We start from the raw sequence: 16,169 nt of genomic DNA, 5'->3' as shown, positions 1-16,169 counted from the left end.
TTCAGAGCATGTCCGCGAGCGGCGGAAAGGCGGAGAGCAGGGCCGCGTCGATATTCTGCGCCTGCCCGTTGATCCCGGCCGATCGGCGGCTCAGCAGGAACAGCGCAACTTCCGCGATCTGCTGCGCGCTTAACGCGCCGCGATAGGCGGGATCGGCTACCTCATCGGGATCATCGATCGCTTCCAGCCCGACAGTGCCGGTCATGCCTGTCAGCGCCATGCCGGGGCAGATGGCGTTGATCCGTGTGCCTCGCTCGGCAAAGGCGGAGGCCGCAGACCGCACCAGCCCGACCAGCCCATGTTTGGACACGGCATAGGCGGGGCCTTCGGCAAAGCCGATGATGCCGGATAGCGATGCTGTGACGACGCAACTGCCGCCCGGCCGCAACCGCGCGCGCGCCTGCTGCACGCCCAGATAGGTGCCGCGCAGATTGACGGCGATGATTCGGTCGAAGGTTTCGAGCGCCAGTGCCTCCAGCGGACCATAGGGCTGTATCATACCCGCATTCAGGAACGCCGCGTCGATGCCGCCGAAACGTTCTTCGGCCAGATCGAATATTGCCCGATTATCCTGTTCGCTGGCGATGTCGGCGCAGATGGCGACGGCCTGACCACCGCGCGCCGCGATCAGTTCCACGGTGCGCTCGGCCCCTGGCAGATCGATGTCGGCCACCACGACCTGCGCGCCTTCCACCGCCAGCCGCTGGCTGGCCGCACGGCCGATGCCCGATCCGCCGCCGGTGACGATCGCGACCTTGTCATTGAAGGGTGCGCGGCTCATTCCGCCGCTTCCTGTGCCGACTGCGCACGGAAATGCGGGATGACCTTGGCGCCGATATTACGGATCGTCTCCAATATCGCCGCGTGTGGCACCGTGCCCATCTGGAACAGGAACAATATCTCGTCTGCGCCCGCTTCCTGCAGGCGCGTCACATAGCGGATGCAATCATCGGCATTGCCATAGGCATCCTGCGCCACGGCATAATTGCTGACATGCTCGTCGCCGACGGGAATATGTTCCTCCGACAGATAGGCGACGACGGCGTCCTTGCCCTGCTGCAGCGCATCGGCCTGTTCTTCGGCGGACAAGTCAGCGACGCTGGGCTTGGGACCGCCCTGATACCAGTGGGCGATGGCTTCGGCGAAGAAGCGCTGGCCCCGCAGGCCGATTCTTCGCGCCTCCTCGCGATCGTCCAGAACGCAGGCGGCGCAGAAGGCGGCGAGATGCTCGGTGGGGACGATGCCGACCTGATCCTCCGCCTTCCGAGTGCGGAAATTCTCGCGATAGATGGCATTTTTGCGCGCGATTTCCTCCGGCCCGGAAAAGCCCAGGACCAGCGCGCCGATGCCGCGCTTGCCGGCTAGTTCCAGCGTGGCTTCACGGGTGCAGGCATAATAGAGCGGCGGATGCGGCTTTTGCAGCGGCTTGGGATGGATCGGACGGCGCGGGATTTTGATGTAGGTGCCGTCATGTTCGATCTCGTCCTGCGTCATGATCTTGGGGATCAGATACATGGACTCGTCGATCATCGGTTGCAGTTCGGCCAGGTCATAGCCGAAGGTGCCGGCCTCCTGCTGGGTGCCGCCCTTGCCCATGCCGAAATGCACCCGCCCGCCCGACAATATGTCGAGCGTCGCGATCCGTTCGGCCACCTTCACCGGATGGTTCATGGCGGGCGGAAGGCACACGACGCCATGGCCGATGCCGATCCGGCTGGTCCGGCCGGCCAGATAGGCCAGCACCGTTTCGGGCGCCGACATATGCGCATATTGGGTCAGCGCGGTATGTTCGACGCACCACACGGTGTCGAAGCCGAGCTGTTCGGCCAATATGACCTGCTCGACGATCTCGTTGAAGCAGCGTACCTCCGACGCGGGCGACGGATCGGCCATCTGCGCTTCGTAGATGATGGAGAATTTCATATCTGCTCCTGAAAAATAAGACCGCTTCAGGCGGGTATCGCGATGCCGTTGCCGCTGATCATCGGCACGACGGTCCATTGCCCCTCGGGCGTCTGCATCCAGCCGGCCGCCGCGCGTGCGCCGCCATCGACATGCAGGGTGGTGCCGGTGATCCAGGCGGCCATGGGACTGGCCAGATAGAGTGCAGCATCCGCGCTGTCCTGTGGCCGGCCGAAACGGCCCAGCGGAATCCATTTGTCCATATGCGTGCGGTTCTGCGGCGGGATCATATACTCCAGTGGCACTTGCGGCGTGTCGGTGGTTTCGGGCGCGACGGCGTTGATGCGGATGCCCGCAGGCGCCAGTTCCAGCGCGAGGCTCTGGGTCAGGCCGGTGACAGCCGCTTTGGCGGCGCCATAGATGGCGCAATTGGGAATGCCGCGAAACGCCTCGATCGACGTGATGTTGACGATGCTGGACCCCTGCCCGGCTGTCCGCAACAGCGGCAGCATGGTGCGGGTGACGCGCACGACCTGGCCGAAATTGATGTCGACGATCGCATCGACCTCGTCATCTTCCAATGCCTCGAACGCCTTTGTGTGCAGGAAATGGCCGACATTGTTGACGAGCATGTCCAGCTTGCCGTCCCAGTCCCGTACCTGACCGCCAAGCGTGCGCAGTTCGGCGCGGTTGGTGATGTCGCAATGGACGACCAGCGCCTGTGGAAAACGCGCGGCGAATTCGGCGCAACGCATCTCGTCTGCCTCAGCGATCGCGATCCGGGCGCCAGCCTCGGCGAAATTCTCGGCGCAGGCCAAGCCGATGCCCGATCCTCCACCGGTGATCAACACGCTCTTGTCGCGAAAATCGATGGCTTTCATGATCTCTCCCGGATGTCGGCTTTTTGCCGTTGCCGACATTCTAGCGGTTCAGGTGCGAGGCGCATGGTCCATTTGGACTAGGCCAAAAATTAATATGTATAAATAAAACGCAAATTGATTAGATGTAATCAACATAAGTATGTTTTGCGTAGACTGTTGAGGAAATGATCATCCATGCCGAGGCCGTTCCGCAGATAGGCGTCGAAAGAACCGTGTCGCTTCTCCACCTCATCGAACGCGGCCTGCAGATAGGCGGTGCGCACGGTCAACACTGGCATCAGGCTGGCGGGATCGATCGTGCTTCCCGATTGCGCAAGGGCGCTCACCGTGTTCGCATTCTTGCGTTCCAGATAGCGGTTGCTCGCCATATAATCGGCCATGACGGTGTCGCGCGGCACGCCGAGCAGGGTCAGCACGACGGCCGTCGCCCAGCCGGTACGATCCTTGCCCGCGGTGCAATGATAGAGCAGGGGCATTGCTTGCGGCGTCGCCAGTTCGCGCAATAGCGCGGCATAGGCTTGGCGTGCGCTGCGCAGAGCGACGAAATCGCGATTGGCCGCGGTCAACAGATCCACGCCCTTGCCCGCAGCAATCGCCGCGGTCGCCTTGCGCATGTCGCCGCCCAGCGAACCGTCGCCGTCAGCAGCGACGTCCAGGATGAGCGGGTGGCTGCCCGAGGGCAGTCTGTCGGGTTCGCGCGTCCTTTCGCTTTGCGTCCGTAGATCGACGACGACGCGCAGGCCCAGCCGTTCGAGCGCGGCCATATCGGCATCGCTCACCCGGTCGAGCTGATCCGAGCGATAGAGCATCCCCATCTTCACCCAGCGACCATCTGTAGTGCGATAGCCGCCAATGTCGCGCAGATTGGCGATGCCGGATATGTGCAGCGCCCGATCCGCAACGACCAACGGTGCGCCGCGATCGGGAACTAGGGTGAAATAAGACCGGCTGCCCGGCGTGAGGCCACGGATGGTCGCGCTGCCCGTACCATTTCCTTGCGCCACCGGCTGTCCAACGAGCATGGGAGACGGCATGTCGCTGACATATATGGCGATGCGTCGCACGTCTTCCGCCTGCCATTCAACATGATAGTCATCGCTGTCGGCGATCCGCATGACGTTGGCGGCGCGGAAGGGAATGGCGGCGCTTGTCCCGCGTGCGGCTGGCGTCGTGCAACCCGCCAGCGCGGCAAAGGATGTCAGCAGTGCGCCGGAGAGAAAATGACGGCGGTCTATCGAAAGGGCTGTCATGCCGTCATCACCCGCGCTGCGACGAGATGTTGCCGCCGTCCACGACGATTTCCGACGCGGTGACATAGCTCGCCTCGTCCGACAGCAGGAAGCGGACGACCCGCGCGACTTCCTCGGGCTCTCCAATACGACCGAGCAGGATGCGCCGCTCGAAATAGCCGTCCGGCAGGGCGTCGACGGCCGGGCGCATCATCGGCGTTAGAATTTGACCGGGCGATACCGCATTGATCCGGATGCCGTCCATGGCGAGCCGGTCGGCCAGCGAGCGGACCAGCGAAAGTATGCCGCCCTTGGCGGCGCTATAGATCGGGTTGATGCCGTTCCCCAACGTGGCGTTTATCGAGGCGATGGCGACGATGGCAGAGCCGGGCTGGCTCGCCAGATCGACTCGGATGGCCTGGGTGACGAAAGCGAGCGCGCGCAGATGGATGGCGATGCCGCTGTCCCAGCTTTGCGCCGTCATCCCGTCGATCGAGTCCGTATCGACGATACCCGCCGCATGGACCAGGCCGCCCGGCGCGCCCATCGCCTGTCGCGTCGCCGCCAATGCGGGAGCGATCCCGTCCAGATCGCGCAGGTCGATGCCGATGCCTATGGCGGCGATGCCATGTGTCTGGGTGATAGAGCCGGCGGCAGCGGCGGCCCCGTCGCCATCGATATCCCATAGCGCGACCGGCCGCCCGACGGCTGCCAGGGCCTTGGCGGACGCAAGTCCGATGCCTGAAGCGCCGCCGGTGACGATGACGGGAGAGGATGGCGAAGAAACTGGGTTCATGAAGCGTTTCCTTTCAGATAACGGGGTTCGGGCGGGTGACGATCGTCAACTGCGGCTTAGAATTCGACGCTCAGGTCGACGCCATAGGTGCGCGGTTCCCCGAACAGCGCGCCGGGACGGCCGACGTTGAACTGCATGACATAGTAATTTTTGTCGGTAAGGTTGCGGCCCCACAGGCTGGCGCGCACGCCCTTCACGCCAGGAATGTCCGTGAGTGTCAGCCGCCCATTGAGCAGTCCATAGTCGCCGATGATGTAGCGGCCGCTGGTGACAGTGGCATTGGTATATTTGTCGCTCTGCGCCGTGTAGTTGAAGTTGGCGCTCAGATGCCCGAGCGGCAGGCGCGGCAGATCATAGGTAAGGTCCAGCGCGATGCTGTGCCTGGGCGCGTTGGTGAAGCGATAATTGGCCGCGATATTGGCGCCGGTCGCGTCGATGATCTCCTTGTAGCGCGCCAGCAGATAGCCGTAATTCACCGACAGGCGAAGATCGCGGGCGGGCGCGAGCGTCAGGTCCATTTCCACGCCTTTCACGGTCGCACTGCCGGCGTTCAGCACGTCGGTCAGGCGGATATTGGTCGGATCGGACTGAACATTGACCTGAATGTCCGAATATTTCGAGATGAAGCCCGCCGCATTGAAGCGCAGTCTTTTGTCCAGCCATTCGCTCTTCACCCCCGCTTCATAGGACCAGAGTGTCTCCGGGCCGAAGCCCTGGTCGAACCTGTCGATGGAACTGGCCCGGACATTATAGCCGCCGCTCTTATAGCCCTTCACGGCCTTGACGTAGAGATTGACGTCGTCAGATGCGTCATAGGCGACCACGAAGCTGGGGCTGAAATCCTTGAAGTGCCGACTGCCGTCTCCCGCGCCCGGCACTATAGTGATCGGGCCGCCATTTACCTGCGTCTGGCGCGCGAGCGTCGCCTCGCGCTTGTCCCAGCTCTGCCGCAGGCCCACCGTCAGATGCAACCGCCGGTCGAGCGCCTGCGGGGTGAAGGTCGCCTGGCCAAACAGTGCATAGGACCGGTTGTCGATGGTTGCTGTGGTGAAACTGCGCGTCAGCGCCGGCGGGCTGTAGCTGTTGCTGAAATTATCGCCGCTTTCCGAGAAATAATAGAAGCCAGCGACATATTGCAGCGTGCCGTCCAGTGCATCGCCCACCAACTGCCATTCCTGGCTCCACTGATCCTGCCTGGCGCGGCTGCTGTTCTTCTGGAGCGGGAAGGGGCCGAGCGCGCCGGTGAGATAATCCTGGTTCTGGAAATTATCGAGCTTGCGATAGCCGGTGATCGACCGGACGGTCAGGTCGTCGCTCGCCTCCCATTCGCCGGTCAGGCTGTGGCCTTGGGAGGTGATGTCGTTGGGCAGCAGATCGCGTACCAGCGGACTGCCTGCCTTGGGACGATCGATCGTGCGCGGATGGAGCGGGGAGAAGGCGACATAGGTGGGCGTGTCGCCGATTTCGGTGCGATCATAATTATATCGCAGGCTGAAACGGTCCGACGGCTGCCACAACAGGTCGGCGCGCATGGCCTGGCGGTCCTTGTCGCCCCAGCGGCTGACGCCCGTGCCGGGATTGGCGATGAAACCGTCCTGCTGCTGGTTCACATAGGACAGGCGCAGCGCGATCGTCTGCCCGACAGGGATATTGACGGCAGCCTTGAAACGGCGATTGTCGTAATTGCCGAGTGTGACCTGCCCCTTAAAGCCGAAGGCGCGCAGGTCCGGCTTGCGGGTGATGAAATTGATCGCGCCGCCAGTCGCATTGCGGCCGTAGAGCGTGCCTTGCGGCCCGCGCAGCACCTCTATCCGTTCAAGGTCGGCCACTTCCATCGCCAGCCCCTGGCTGCGGGCGACATAGACGCCGTCCATATAGACCGCCACGCCGCCATCCTGGGTGATCTGATCGTCGGCCAGTCCCACGCCGCGCATGAAGATCTGCGTCGTTGCGGCATTGTTCGGGAAAGGCGTGAGCTGAAGATTCGGCACAGTGGCGCGCAGGTCGGTCAGGCCGTTGATACCCTTCGCTTCCAGGTCTTTCGCGCTGAATGCGGCGATCGAAATCGGCGTATCCTGCAACGATTCCGCGCGCTTCTGTGCGGTCACGATGATGTCCGCGATGGCGTCCGCCCGATCCTGCGCCAGGGCCGGCGTGGCAGCCATGCTCGCGAGCAATGCGACAACGGACACGGCAGTCATGTGATTCGGCATATTTTCCTCCCCAGAATCCTGCGTTGGCGGCCGTTTCACAGCTCATCTCTGCCAAGCGCACATTAAATCTACCTACAAGTCAGTAGATTTTCAAGTCGTGACGATGCAGACTGGCGTTATTGGCCGCAATCGGCGTTGCATGGCATGGATGTGAGCGCATAAGGACGGGACGATGACCGTTACCAGACAGCCTACCCGCCAGGCACGCGGCGATGCCACCCGTCGCCAGATACTGGATGCCGCGGAACGTATTTTCGCTGACATCGGCTATGCGGCCGCGCGGCTGGACCATGTAGCGGAAATGGTGGGTATCCGCCGACCGTCGATCCTCTATTATTTCCCCGGCAAGCAGCCGCTTTATGACGAGGTGGAGGCCGATATCTTCTCCTCGATGCACAGCTTCGTGCTGGCGCACACGGAGGGAGTAGCCGATCCGATGGCGCGCCTGCTCGCGCTGCTCGACGCCTGGCTCGATTTCCTCGTCGGCCGGCCGACCGCTGCGCGAATCATCCAACGCCTGATCGCGGACTCCGCAGCCTATGGCGACAATCCGGTGCGCTTTTCCGAAACGGCCTTGCAGGACATAGAGGATGTCGTGGCGGCCGGTGTCGCCAGCGGACAGTTTCAGCCGGTTTCGGCGATGGTTTTACTCAATACCGTGGCGGGCGGCGCGCTCCATTATGTTTGCAACGCGCATCAGCTTGGCCCGGCCCGGTCCTATGATCCGGCCGCGCCTGAACAACTGACGGCGTTTCGGGCAATGATCCATCGTCTGGCCAAGGCGGCGGTGTCATCCGAGGCGTGAGTCGTCTCTCGCACCTATGATCTGTGTCTCCCGCCAGCAGGTGGGAGACTGGCCGGTCCATGCGTGGAAGGCGCGGCGGAAGGCGCTGGTGTCGCTGAACTGTGCGCGGCGTCCGACTTCGCCGATGGTCAGGCGCGGGTCCGCCAGTAACTGATAGGCCAATGTTTGCCGGGCCTTGGCCTTGATCCGCGCCAGAGACGTGCTTTCGGCCGCGAGACGGCGTTTCAGGGTCGCGACGCTGATGCTGAACTGCCGCGCCAGTTCGGCCGCCGTTGATGGCGTTTCGCCGCTCGCCAACATGGCGCCGAACAGATGGGCAATGCGTTCCGAAAGGGGCGCATCCTTGGACTGGGGTTCTTCGATGTCGAAGGGAAAGCGTTCGAGCAGGCTTTCCAGTTCATGCGGGCTACGGATCACCGGGCGATCCAGATAGGTCGCGGGAAAATGGAAGCTGTTTTCCGGTGCGCCATGTCGGACCGGGCAGGGCATCAGATAATGGATAGTCCGTTTGTCCAGCAACGGCGGATAGCGCATGGCCGCGCCCAGCAACGGCAAATCCTCACCGATCAGCCAGCCATAAAGGCGCGCATAGGTGGACAGGCCGGTAAGGTCGGACAGATAGGCGCAGGCGTTGCGGATCTTGCGGACGGTAGGCATGTCGATCCGCGCCTTGTCTTCATCGACCTTCAACAATAATCGCCCCAGTCTTGGCCCCAGCATCACCGAGAATCGATCCATCCGGTCGATCACGTCGCGCAAGGTGCGACAGGTGATGAGGCAATGGCACATCATGTCGAACCCGGCCTTGGTCAGCGCCTCGCGCCCTTCCTGATGGGCGGCATGATCGTCCAGCAACAGGGTGCAATGGGCATAGAGGCGCGCGAAATCGCCATGCGATAGCGGGCGTTCCCCTCCACCCGGCGCCAGCAGTGCACTGCCCAGATGCGACAGGCCGGCATCGCGGAGAAGCGCCGACGGATCATAATCGAACTGCCGGACGAGCCGCAGCAGGTCGCGCGCGATGGCGGCGGACACCCGGCCGGGCACCGGGCGCGAAAGATGCTTGTTGACCCATTTTGTCATGACCTTTGAGCTAATCCGCCATTTCGTTGCGCAAGCCAATAGGGGATGATCGGATAGCGACGATAAACGGGATGGGAGCGGATGAGCGAAAATGAAGGCCTGATGGCGCGTATCGACCGGCTGGAATCGCTCGATGCGATCCGTCAGTTGCCGGCGAAATATGCGCTGGCGCTCGACATGCGCGATTCCGACGCCTGGGTGAACCTGTTTCCCGAAGATGTGAAGGTCGGTGGCGGCCAGACCGGGCGCAAGGCGCTACGCGACTGGTTCGACGAAACGCATGCGGTGCAGTTCGACGGGACATCGCATCATATCGGTGGCCATATCATCGATTTCGACGACCCCGACCATGCCCAGGGCATCGTCTATTCCAAGAACGAGCATGAGTGCGGGTCGGAATGGGTCATCATGCAGATGCTGTATTTCGACCGCTATGAGCGGATCGACGGGCGCTGGTATTTTCGCCGCCGCTTGCCGCTTTACTGGTATGCGAGCGATCTCAACAAGCCGCCGATCGGTGATCGCAAAATGCGCTGGCCCGGCGTGGCACCCTATCATGGCAGCTTCCACGACCTGTTTCCGACCTGGAAAAGCTATTGGGCGCGCGAGGGAAGGCCGCATGACGGCCCGGTCGATCCGCCTGCGCCGCTCGAAAAATTCATTGAAACGATGCGCCGCGACGCGCCCCTGCCCCGCCCACGCGTGCGGAGCTGAAGCGAATGAGCGACATATTCTCGCCGGTGCGGCTGGGCGACCTGGAATTGGCGAACCGCATCGTGATGGCGCCGATGACGCGCGATCGGGCCGGGCCGCAGGATGAGCCGACGCCGGTTATGGCGGACTATTATCGCCAGCGCGCCGGGGCCGGCTTGATCGTGACCGAAGGGACGCAGCCATCGCCGTCGGGCAAAGGCTATTGGCGCACACCCGGCATCCATAGCGAAGCCCAGGTCGATGGTTGGCGGGCGGTGGCGCAGGCGGTCCATGACGAAGGCGGACGGATCGTCATGCAATTGATGCATTGCGGCCGGGCGAGCGTGCGCGCCAACAAGGATGCCGGGGCGGAGACGGTCGCGCCATCGGCCATTCCCTGCCCGGACCCAATTCCCGGACCGGACGGGGTGCCGCAGGCAACCGACATGCCTCGCGCGCTCGAGACGCATGAGATCGCAGGCGTCATCGCGGACTATGTGACGGCCGCCCGCAATGCGATTCGGGCCGGGATGGATGGCGTGGAACTTCATTGCGCCAGCGGCTATCTGCCGATGCAGTTCCTGTCTTCGAACAGCAATCAGCGTGCGGACCGCTACGGTGGATCGGTCGAGAATCGCGTGCGCTTCGTCGTGGAGACGCTGACCGCTTTGGCGGATGCGATCGGATCGGGGCGGGTCGGCTTTCGCATCTGTCCGGGTATCACGCTCAACGGCATGGCGGACGCCGATCCGCATGAAACCTATGCGACGCTGCTGAAGGCGGTAGATGGTCTGGAACTGGCCTATGTGCACCTGATCCATATCCCGCTGGATGGACAGGATTCGCTGGAACTGGTTCGCGCCCACTGGAGCGGACCGATCATTGAAAATGGCGCGCTGACGCCCGACAAGGCGCGCGTCCTGCTGGCCGAGGGCAAGGCCGACGCTATGTCCTTTGGCTATGCCTTCATCGCCAATCCCGATCTGGTCGCTCGCTTCCGCACCGGCGCGCCGCTGGCGAAAGCGGACCGCAGCAGTTTCTACACTGGCCATGGCGACGATCGCCGCGGCTATACCGACTATCCGGCGCTGGGAGATTAAAATGGGCCAATTGCTCGAAGGGCGCACGGCGCTGGTGACAGGTGGCGGGCAGGGCGTGGGCCAGGGTATCGTCCGTGCGCTGGCGCAGGCAGGCGCAGCCATCGTCATTGCTCAACGCCGCGGCGAGGAAGCGGAGCGCGAGGCGACCTGGCTGCGCGATCAATATGGCGTGCGCGCGCTGGGCGTCGCCGTGGATGTGACCAGTGCGGACGAGGTCAGGCAGATGGTCGAGGATGCCGCCGAACAACTTGGGCGCCTCGACATCCTGGTCAATAATGCGGGCGGCAGTTTCCCAAGACGGCTGGAGAAGCACAGCGATGAAGAGATGGCCGCCGCCTTCGATCTCAATTACTGGGCAGTATTCCGCGCGATGCGGGCTGCCTTTCCGATCATGAAGGCGCAGGGCTATGGTCGCGTCATCAATCTGGGCTCACTGAATGGCGTGAACGCCCATATGTTTACGGCAGCCTATAACGCCAGCAAGGAAGCGGTGCGCGCGCTGACCCGCACGGCGGCGGTCGAATGGGGGCCGCACGGCATAACCTGCAATATCATCTGCCCCTCTGCATCCAGCCCGCAGGCGCAGGATTATTTCGCCGCCAATCCGGCCATGGCGCAGGCGATCCTGCAGCAGGTGCCGGTAGGCCGCTTTGGCGATGCGGCGCAGGATGTCGGGCCGGTCGCGGTCTTCCTGGCGAGCGAGGGCGGCGGCTACACCACGGGCAATACATTGTTCGTCGATGGCGGCGGTCATATCAACGGCGTCGCCTGGCGCCCCGAAGTCGAGGATTGAGGACTATGGAGAGGCTCAAGGGCAAGCGTGCGGTCGTCACCGGCGGCGCGCAGGGGATCGGCGCGGCCATCGCGCAGCGGCTGGCGGCGGAGGGCGCGCGGGTGGCCGTGCTCGATCTGGACGAAGGCGCGGCAGCCGCCGTCCTGCCCGCGCCGCATATTGGCATCGCCTGCGATGTCGCCGATACGGCATCGGTCGATCGGGCCTTCGTTGCCGTGAAGACGGCATTCGGCGGCGTCGACGTTCTGGTGAACAATGCCGGACGAGGCAGCGCGGCCGGCGACGGCATGGATCGTTACTATGCCGCCCAGGCCGAACGCAGCGGCCAGATCGCGCGGGGTGAGGCGCCGGACATCTTCATCGACCAGACTCTCTATTGCGAGGATGAAGGCTGGACCGCCGTCTTGAGCGTGACGCTGGACGGTACGTTCAAATGCAGCCGCGCGGCGGTCCGGCTGATGGCGGAACAGGGGCAGGGCGGCGCTATCGTCAATATCGGATCGACGGCGGGCGTGAAGGGCGACGGCCCCATCCCCTATTGCGCCGCCAAGGCGGCGGTGCTGGGTATGACGCGGGCGATGGCGCGCGAACTGGCCGACCGGGGCATTCGCGTCAATGCGGTCAATCCGGGTGCGACCGAAACGCCGATCTACGCCGGTCTGCCAGCCGAACTGAAACAGGCGATCGCCGCCGACAGCCTGATGAAAAGGCTGGCCCAGCCGGACGAGATTGCGGGCGCGGTCGCCTTTCTCGCAGGCGCGGATGGCAGCTTTGCGACCGGGAGCATCCTCACCGTGAATGGTGGAGCCTATTTCTCATGACCGACATCTCGCTGCATCGCCCTTACCCCGCCAGCAAGGTCGAGCGATGGGACTATGAGACGGACGTAGCGGTGATCGGCTTCGGCGCGGCGGGAGCCTGCGCCGCGATCGAGGCGGCGGAGGGGCGCGCGCGCGTCATGCTGTTCGAACGCGGATCGGGCAGCGGCGGCGCGTCCGCGCTGTCGGGTGGGGAAATCTATATCGGCGGTAGTGGCGGAACGGATGCGCAGCGTGCAGCCGGGTTTGCGGACAGGACCGAGGACATGGCCGCCTATCTGAAGGCGGCTGGCGGCCCGTGCGCCGATAACGCCAAATGCGATCTCTACGCGCAGGAGTCGCTGGCGCATTTCGCCTGGCTCAAGACGCAGGGAATTCCCTATCGCGGCAATTACCTGCCCGGCAAGCATATCGAGCCGACGGACGATTCCACGTTGATCTGGTCGGGCAGCGAGGCGGCTTACCCCTTTTGCGACATGGCGAAACCAGCGCCGCGCGGCCATGTGATCCAGCATAATGGCTGGGGCGGCGGCCGGCCGTTGGTCGACCTGCTGGAAGCCCGCGCGCGGGCGCTGGGCGTGTCAGTCGTGACCGATGCCCGCGCCGTGGCGCTGGTGCAGGACGAGGATCGGATCGTCGGCGCTGTGCTGCGGATCGACAATGCGATCCGCTTCGTGAAGGTAGCCCGCGGCGTCATCCTGTGCACCGGCGGTTTCGTGATGAACGAGGCGATGCGGCGGCGCTATTGCCCAGAAACCTTCCGCATCAGCAGTCCGATCGGCGATCAGGATGACGGTTCCGGCATCGAACTGGGCGTGGGCGCGGGCGGCGATGCGATCCATATGGAGCAGTTCTTCACCACCTGCCCCTGGACGATGCCCGAATCCCATGCCTTTGGCGTCTTCGTCAACCAGGCTGGGCAACGGTTCATCAACGAGGATTGCTATCATGGCCGGGTCAGCCGCCAGGCGGTGGATCAACTGGGCGACCGGGTCTATCTGCTGCTCGACAATGCGCATTTTTCGCAGCCGCTCGACATGGCGGGAATCGGCATTGCCGGGACGGGCGACAGTTGGGAGGAGGTCGAGGCCGAACTGGAGATGGCGCCCGATACGCTGAGCGCGACCATGGCCTTCTACAACGCCCATGCGCGGGAGGGGCGCGATCCTGTATTCCACAAGCGGCCGCCGATCCTGACGCCGCTCGACCAGGGGCCGTTCATCGCGCTGGAGCTGCATTTCCAGAACAGCTATTTCAGCTTCTTCACCCTGGGCGGTCTGCGGACATCCACCGACGGCGAAGTGCTCGATCGCGCCGGCATGGCCATTCCTGGCCTGTTCGCGGCCGGGCGCTGCACATCGGGCCTGCCCGCCTGGGGACATGGTTATAGTTCGGGCCTCAGCCTCGCCGATTGCACCTATTTCGGGCGGCGGGCGGGGCGGAAGGCGGCTTTGGAACGCGCCTAGTCCGTTTGGCCGATGTCGCGCGCCGGCTGCTGGGCCATCATCCCTGTCAGTGATACAACCGACAGGAGAGTGACTTGTCCATCGATCAGGCCCGCAACGGTCTTCGCTTTGCCGTCATCGGGGCCGGCATGGCCGGCATATTGGCCGCGATCCGTCTGAATCAGGCAGGCGAGCGCTTCACCCTCTATGAAAAGGCGGACGGGCTGGGCGGCACCTGGCGCGAAAACCGCTATCCGGGCCTGACCTGCGACGTGCCGGCGCATGCCTATACCTATAGTTTCGAACCCTATGCCGAATGGCGGGCCTTCTATGCCAAGGGGGCGGAGATACAGACCTATTTCGAGCGCACAGCCGAGAAATACGGGATCATGCCGCATGTCCGATTCGGTGCGGAGGTCGTGTCGTGCGTCTGGAATGAGAGCGAGGCCTGCTGGCATCTGGGCCTTTCGAGTGGGGAGTCGGCGAGCGCGGACGTGGTCATCGCCGCGTCGGGCGTGCTGCACCATCCCAAAATGCCGGATATCGAAGGGCTGGACGATTTTGCGGGCACGATATTGCACAGCGCGCGCTGGCGCGACGATGTGCCGCTGGACGATGCCCGCGTCGGCGTGGTCGGTAATGGATCGACCGGGGTCCAGATCATCACCGCGCTCCAGTCGCGCGCGGCCAGGCTGGTGCATTTCCAGCGCTCGCCGCAATGGATCATGCCGGTGCCGCAATTCGACTATAGCGAGGAGGAACGGGAGGCCTTCCGCCGTGATCCGGCGCTGATCGACGCAATCCGAAACAACCAGGATTATTGGGACTCCATCTATCGCTTTACGCAGGCGATCACCGACACCCATGGGCCGGAGATTGCGGCGATCGAGCAACTATGCCTCGACAATTTGGAAAATAGCGTGCGCGATCCCGCATTGCGGGAAAAATTGCGGCCGGATTACCGCGCCGCGTGCAAGCGGCTGATCTATAGCTGGTGCTATTATGACGCCGTGCAGCAGTCCAATGTGGCGGTGGAGCGCGAACGGATCGTGCGCGTCGAACCCGAAGGGGTCAGGCTCACCGACGGCCGGTTGCAACCGCTCGATACGCTGATCCTGGCCACCGGCTTCCATGCCGATCGCTTCATCCGCCCGACGACGGTGACGGGCCGTAACGGGCTGTCGCTGGACGATGCCTGGTCGGTACGGCCCACCGCTTATTATGCGGTGACGATCCCTGGCTTCCCCAATTTCTTCATGCTTAACGGCCCAACCGGGCCGGTCGGCAATTTCTCGCTGATCGACATTGCCGAACGGCAATGGGCCTATATCGACCAGTTGCTCGACCTGCTGCGTCGCGGCGACGCTGAGACGGTCGAGCCAAGCGCGCAGGCCCATGCCGCCTATGAGGCCCGGCGGATCGCCGCCGCGCAGACCACCATCTTCGGATCGGGGTGCAGCAGCTGGTATCTGGACAAGACCGGCGTGCCCGCGAGCTGGCCGTGGAGCTATCAGGCCTTTGCGGAAGCGATGGCGGCGCCAGTGATGGCAGACTATGTGCTGGGCGCTTCGACGGAAGCAGCGGAATGAGGAAGCGGCGGGGGCGGGCGCAACCGCCCCCGCTAGTTCAGACGCCGAAGCCGCCGGATACGGAGATGGTCTGCCCGGTCACATAGCGCGCACGATCGGAGGCGAAGAAGACGGCGGCCTGACCGATATCTTCCGCCTGTCCCCAGCGCTTGAGACACAGCAGCTTCTGCGTCTCCGTGACCCAGGCCGCGTCGAACACGCCCTGGGCACTCAGTTCGTGGAACATGCCCGCGTCGATTACGCCGACCAGTACCGAATTGGCGCGGATCTCATATTTGCCCTCTTCCTTGGCGATGCCCTTGATCAGCGCTTCATTGGCGGCCTTGGGCGCGACCGACAGGCCGTCGAGCTTGGGCCACCAGTCATGGCCGGCCGACCCCAGATGGACGAAGGCGCCGCCCCCCTGTTCGCGCATATGCGGGATGAGCGCGCGGGCGGCATGATAGAAGCCGAATACTTCTACCTCCATCGCTTGCCGGAACTGGTCCTGGGACCAGTCGGCGAGGGCGGTTTGCGGCACCAGCGGTCCTGCGCCCCAGACAACGCTGTGGATGCGGCCGTGCGCGGCGGCGGCTGCGGCGACGACAGCTTCGACGGATGCGGCGTCGCGCACGTCGGTCTGGTGGATGGTCGCCTTGACGCCAAGCGCCTCGATCGCCTGCGCCGTCTCCTGCGCCACCGCCTCCTTGGATCGATAGCAGATGGCGACGTCTGTCCCCGCCTTGGCGAATTCGATCGCGACGCCCTTGCCGATGCCGCCGCTGCCGCCGAAGATCATGGCGGCGCCTTGGGGGAACATCTGTCCCATCCCGTCTCTCCCGT

At 63.8% G+C, this 16,169-nt stretch carries 15 protein-coding genes; 7 read left to right on the top strand and 8 right to left on the bottom strand.

Annotated elements, in window-relative coordinates; all coding sequences use genetic code 11:
• Position 1 precedes the first annotated feature (1 nt).
• From ABT375_RS21365 to ABT375_RS21340, 6 genes are all read right to left on the bottom strand, one after another.
• Positions 2 to 781 (bottom strand): SDR family NAD(P)-dependent oxidoreductase, encoded by a 780-nt coding sequence (locus tag ABT375_RS21365; protein ID WP_416465137.1) that lies wholly within the window; start codon positions 779 to 781, stop codon positions 2 to 4.
• The gene (locus ABT375_RS21360) at positions 778 to 1,923 is read right to left on the bottom strand and encodes an LLM class flavin-dependent oxidoreductase (RefSeq protein ID WP_416465135.1); all 1,146 of its coding nucleotides are present in this window, start codon (positions 1,921 to 1,923) and stop codon (positions 778 to 780) included. Before ABT375_RS21360 ends, ABT375_RS21365 begins: the two co-directional genes overlap by 4 nt.
• A gap of 26 nt (positions 1,924 to 1,949) precedes the next feature.
• Complete coding sequence (locus ABT375_RS21355; RefSeq protein WP_416465133.1) at positions 1,950 to 2,783, bottom strand: SDR family NAD(P)-dependent oxidoreductase; 834 nt, start codon at positions 2,781 to 2,783, stop codon at positions 1,950 to 1,952.
• Positions 2,784 to 2,911: 128 nt separating this feature from the next.
• Positions 2,912 to 4,033 carry a tyrosine-protein phosphatase gene (locus tag ABT375_RS21350; protein ID WP_416465131.1) on the bottom strand — a complete coding sequence of 374 codons (1,122 nt, stop codon included), beginning with the start codon at positions 4,031 to 4,033 and terminating at the stop codon, positions 2,912 to 2,914.
• Positions 4,034 to 4,040: 7 nt separating this feature from the next.
• Entirely contained in the window at positions 4,041 to 4,808 is a 768-nt protein-coding gene (locus ABT375_RS21345) for an SDR family NAD(P)-dependent oxidoreductase (RefSeq protein WP_416465129.1), read from the bottom strand.
• 56 nt (positions 4,809 to 4,864) lie between these two features.
• Positions 4,865 to 6,973 carry a TonB-dependent receptor gene (locus ABT375_RS21340; RefSeq protein ID WP_416465127.1) on the bottom strand — a complete coding sequence of 703 codons (2,109 nt, stop codon included), beginning with the start codon at positions 6,971 to 6,973 and terminating at the stop codon, positions 4,865 to 4,867.
• Between the two features lie 220 nt (positions 6,974 to 7,193).
• Here ABT375_RS21340 and ABT375_RS21335 point away from each other — a divergent pair, with 220 nt between their 5' ends.
• Positions 7,194 to 7,826: a TetR/AcrR family transcriptional regulator gene (locus tag ABT375_RS21335; protein ID WP_416465125.1), complete on the top strand. Its 633-nt coding sequence runs from the start codon at positions 7,194 to 7,196 to the stop codon at positions 7,824 to 7,826.
• On the opposite strand, the gene ABT375_RS21330 is transcribed toward ABT375_RS21335, so the two are convergent.
• On the bottom strand, positions 7,812 to 8,909 hold the full coding sequence (locus tag ABT375_RS21330; protein WP_416465123.1) for an AraC family transcriptional regulator ligand-binding domain-containing protein: 1,098 nt from the start codon (positions 8,907 to 8,909) through the stop codon (positions 7,812 to 7,814). The genes ABT375_RS21335 and ABT375_RS21330 overlap by 15 nt on opposite strands.
• Before the next feature lie 81 nt (positions 8,910 to 8,990).
• Between ABT375_RS21330 and ABT375_RS21325 the strand changes: the two genes are divergently transcribed.
• From ABT375_RS21325 to ABT375_RS21300, 6 genes are all read left to right on the top strand, one after another.
• Positions 8,991 to 9,623, top strand: a complete 633-nt coding sequence (locus ABT375_RS21325; RefSeq protein WP_416465121.1) for a nuclear transport factor 2 family protein — start codon at positions 8,991 to 8,993, stop codon at positions 9,621 to 9,623.
• 5 nt (positions 9,624 to 9,628) lie between these two features.
• The gene (locus ABT375_RS21320) at positions 9,629 to 10,702 is read left to right on the top strand and encodes an alkene reductase (protein ID WP_416465119.1); all 1,074 of its coding nucleotides are present in this window, start codon (positions 9,629 to 9,631) and stop codon (positions 10,700 to 10,702) included.
• Between the two features lies 1 nt (position 10,703).
• On the top strand, positions 10,704 to 11,495 hold the full coding sequence (locus ABT375_RS21315; RefSeq protein WP_416465117.1) for an SDR family NAD(P)-dependent oxidoreductase: 792 nt from the start codon (positions 10,704 to 10,706) through the stop codon (positions 11,493 to 11,495).
• Positions 11,496 to 11,500: 5 nt separating this feature from the next.
• Positions 11,501 to 12,316: an SDR family NAD(P)-dependent oxidoreductase gene (locus ABT375_RS21310; RefSeq protein WP_416465115.1), complete on the top strand. Its 816-nt coding sequence runs from the start codon at positions 11,501 to 11,503 to the stop codon at positions 12,314 to 12,316.
• Positions 12,313 to 13,779, top strand: a complete 1,467-nt coding sequence (locus tag ABT375_RS21305; protein WP_416465113.1) for an FAD-dependent oxidoreductase — start codon at positions 12,313 to 12,315, stop codon at positions 13,777 to 13,779. Before ABT375_RS21310 ends, ABT375_RS21305 begins: the two co-directional genes overlap by 4 nt.
• 74 nt (positions 13,780 to 13,853) lie before the next feature.
• Positions 13,854 to 15,347: a flavin-containing monooxygenase gene (locus ABT375_RS21300; RefSeq protein WP_416465112.1), complete on the top strand. Its 1,494-nt coding sequence runs from the start codon at positions 13,854 to 13,856 to the stop codon at positions 15,345 to 15,347.
• A gap of 37 nt (positions 15,348 to 15,384) precedes the next feature.
• On the opposite strand, the gene ABT375_RS21295 is transcribed toward ABT375_RS21300, so the two are convergent.
• Positions 15,385 to 16,155 carry an SDR family NAD(P)-dependent oxidoreductase gene (locus tag ABT375_RS21295; protein ID WP_224549098.1) on the bottom strand — a complete coding sequence of 257 codons (771 nt, stop codon included), beginning with the start codon at positions 16,153 to 16,155 and terminating at the stop codon, positions 15,385 to 15,387.
• Between the last annotated feature and the right edge of the window lie 14 nt (positions 16,156 to 16,169).

Origin of the sequence: Sphingomonas sp. VDB2 (genome assembly GCF_047946695.1) — a bacterium.
Taxonomy (GTDB): Bacteria; Pseudomonadota; Alphaproteobacteria; order Sphingomonadales; family Sphingomonadaceae; genus Sphingobium; species Sphingobium bisphenolicum.
The sequence above is the reverse complement of the archived record's forward strand: the minus strand, read 5'-3'. Positions and strand labels throughout refer to the sequence as shown.

Bases quoted from the DNA above. Each gene is read 5' to 3' on its own strand.
- ABT375_RS21345 (WP_416465129.1), bottom strand. From the start codon at position 4,808: ATGAACCCAGTTTCTTCGCCATCCTCTCCCGTCATCGTCACCGGCGGC.
- ABT375_RS21305 (WP_416465113.1), top strand. From the start codon at position 12,313: ATGACCGACATCTCGCTGCATCGCCCTTACCCCGCCAGCAAGGTCGAG.
- ABT375_RS21330 (WP_416465123.1), bottom strand. From the start codon at position 8,909: ATGACAAAATGGGTCAACAAGCATCTTTCGCGCCCGGTGCCCGGCCGG.
- ABT375_RS21315 (WP_416465117.1), top strand. From the start codon at position 10,704: ATGGGCCAATTGCTCGAAGGGCGCACGGCGCTGGTGACAGGTGGCGGG.
- ABT375_RS21340 (WP_416465127.1), bottom strand. From the start codon at position 6,973: ATGGCTGCCACGCCGGCCCTGGCGCAGGATCGGGCGGACGCCATCGCG.
- ABT375_RS21365 (WP_416465137.1), bottom strand. From the start codon at position 781: ATGAGCCGCGCACCCTTCAATGACAAGGTCGCGATCGTCACCGGCGGC.
- ABT375_RS21320 (WP_416465119.1), top strand. From the start codon at position 9,629: ATGAGCGACATATTCTCGCCGGTGCGGCTGGGCGACCTGGAATTGGCG.
- ABT375_RS21325 (WP_416465121.1), top strand. From the start codon at position 8,991: ATGAGCGAAAATGAAGGCCTGATGGCGCGTATCGACCGGCTGGAATCG.
- ABT375_RS21360 (WP_416465135.1), bottom strand. From the start codon at position 1,923: ATGAAATTCTCCATCATCTACGAAGCGCAGATGGCCGATCCGTCGCCC.
- ABT375_RS21350 (WP_416465131.1), bottom strand. From the start codon at position 4,033: ATGACAGCCCTTTCGATAGACCGCCGTCATTTTCTCTCCGGCGCACTG.
- ABT375_RS21295 (WP_224549098.1), bottom strand. From the start codon at position 16,155: ATGGGACAGATGTTCCCCCAAGGCGCCGCCATGATCTTCGGCGGCAGC.
- ABT375_RS21355 (WP_416465133.1), bottom strand. From the start codon at position 2,783: ATGAAAGCCATCGATTTTCGCGACAAGAGCGTGTTGATCACCGGTGGA.
- ABT375_RS21310 (WP_416465115.1), top strand. From the start codon at position 11,501: ATGGAGAGGCTCAAGGGCAAGCGTGCGGTCGTCACCGGCGGCGCGCAG.
- ABT375_RS21335 (WP_416465125.1), top strand. From the start codon at position 7,194: ATGACCGTTACCAGACAGCCTACCCGCCAGGCACGCGGCGATGCCACC.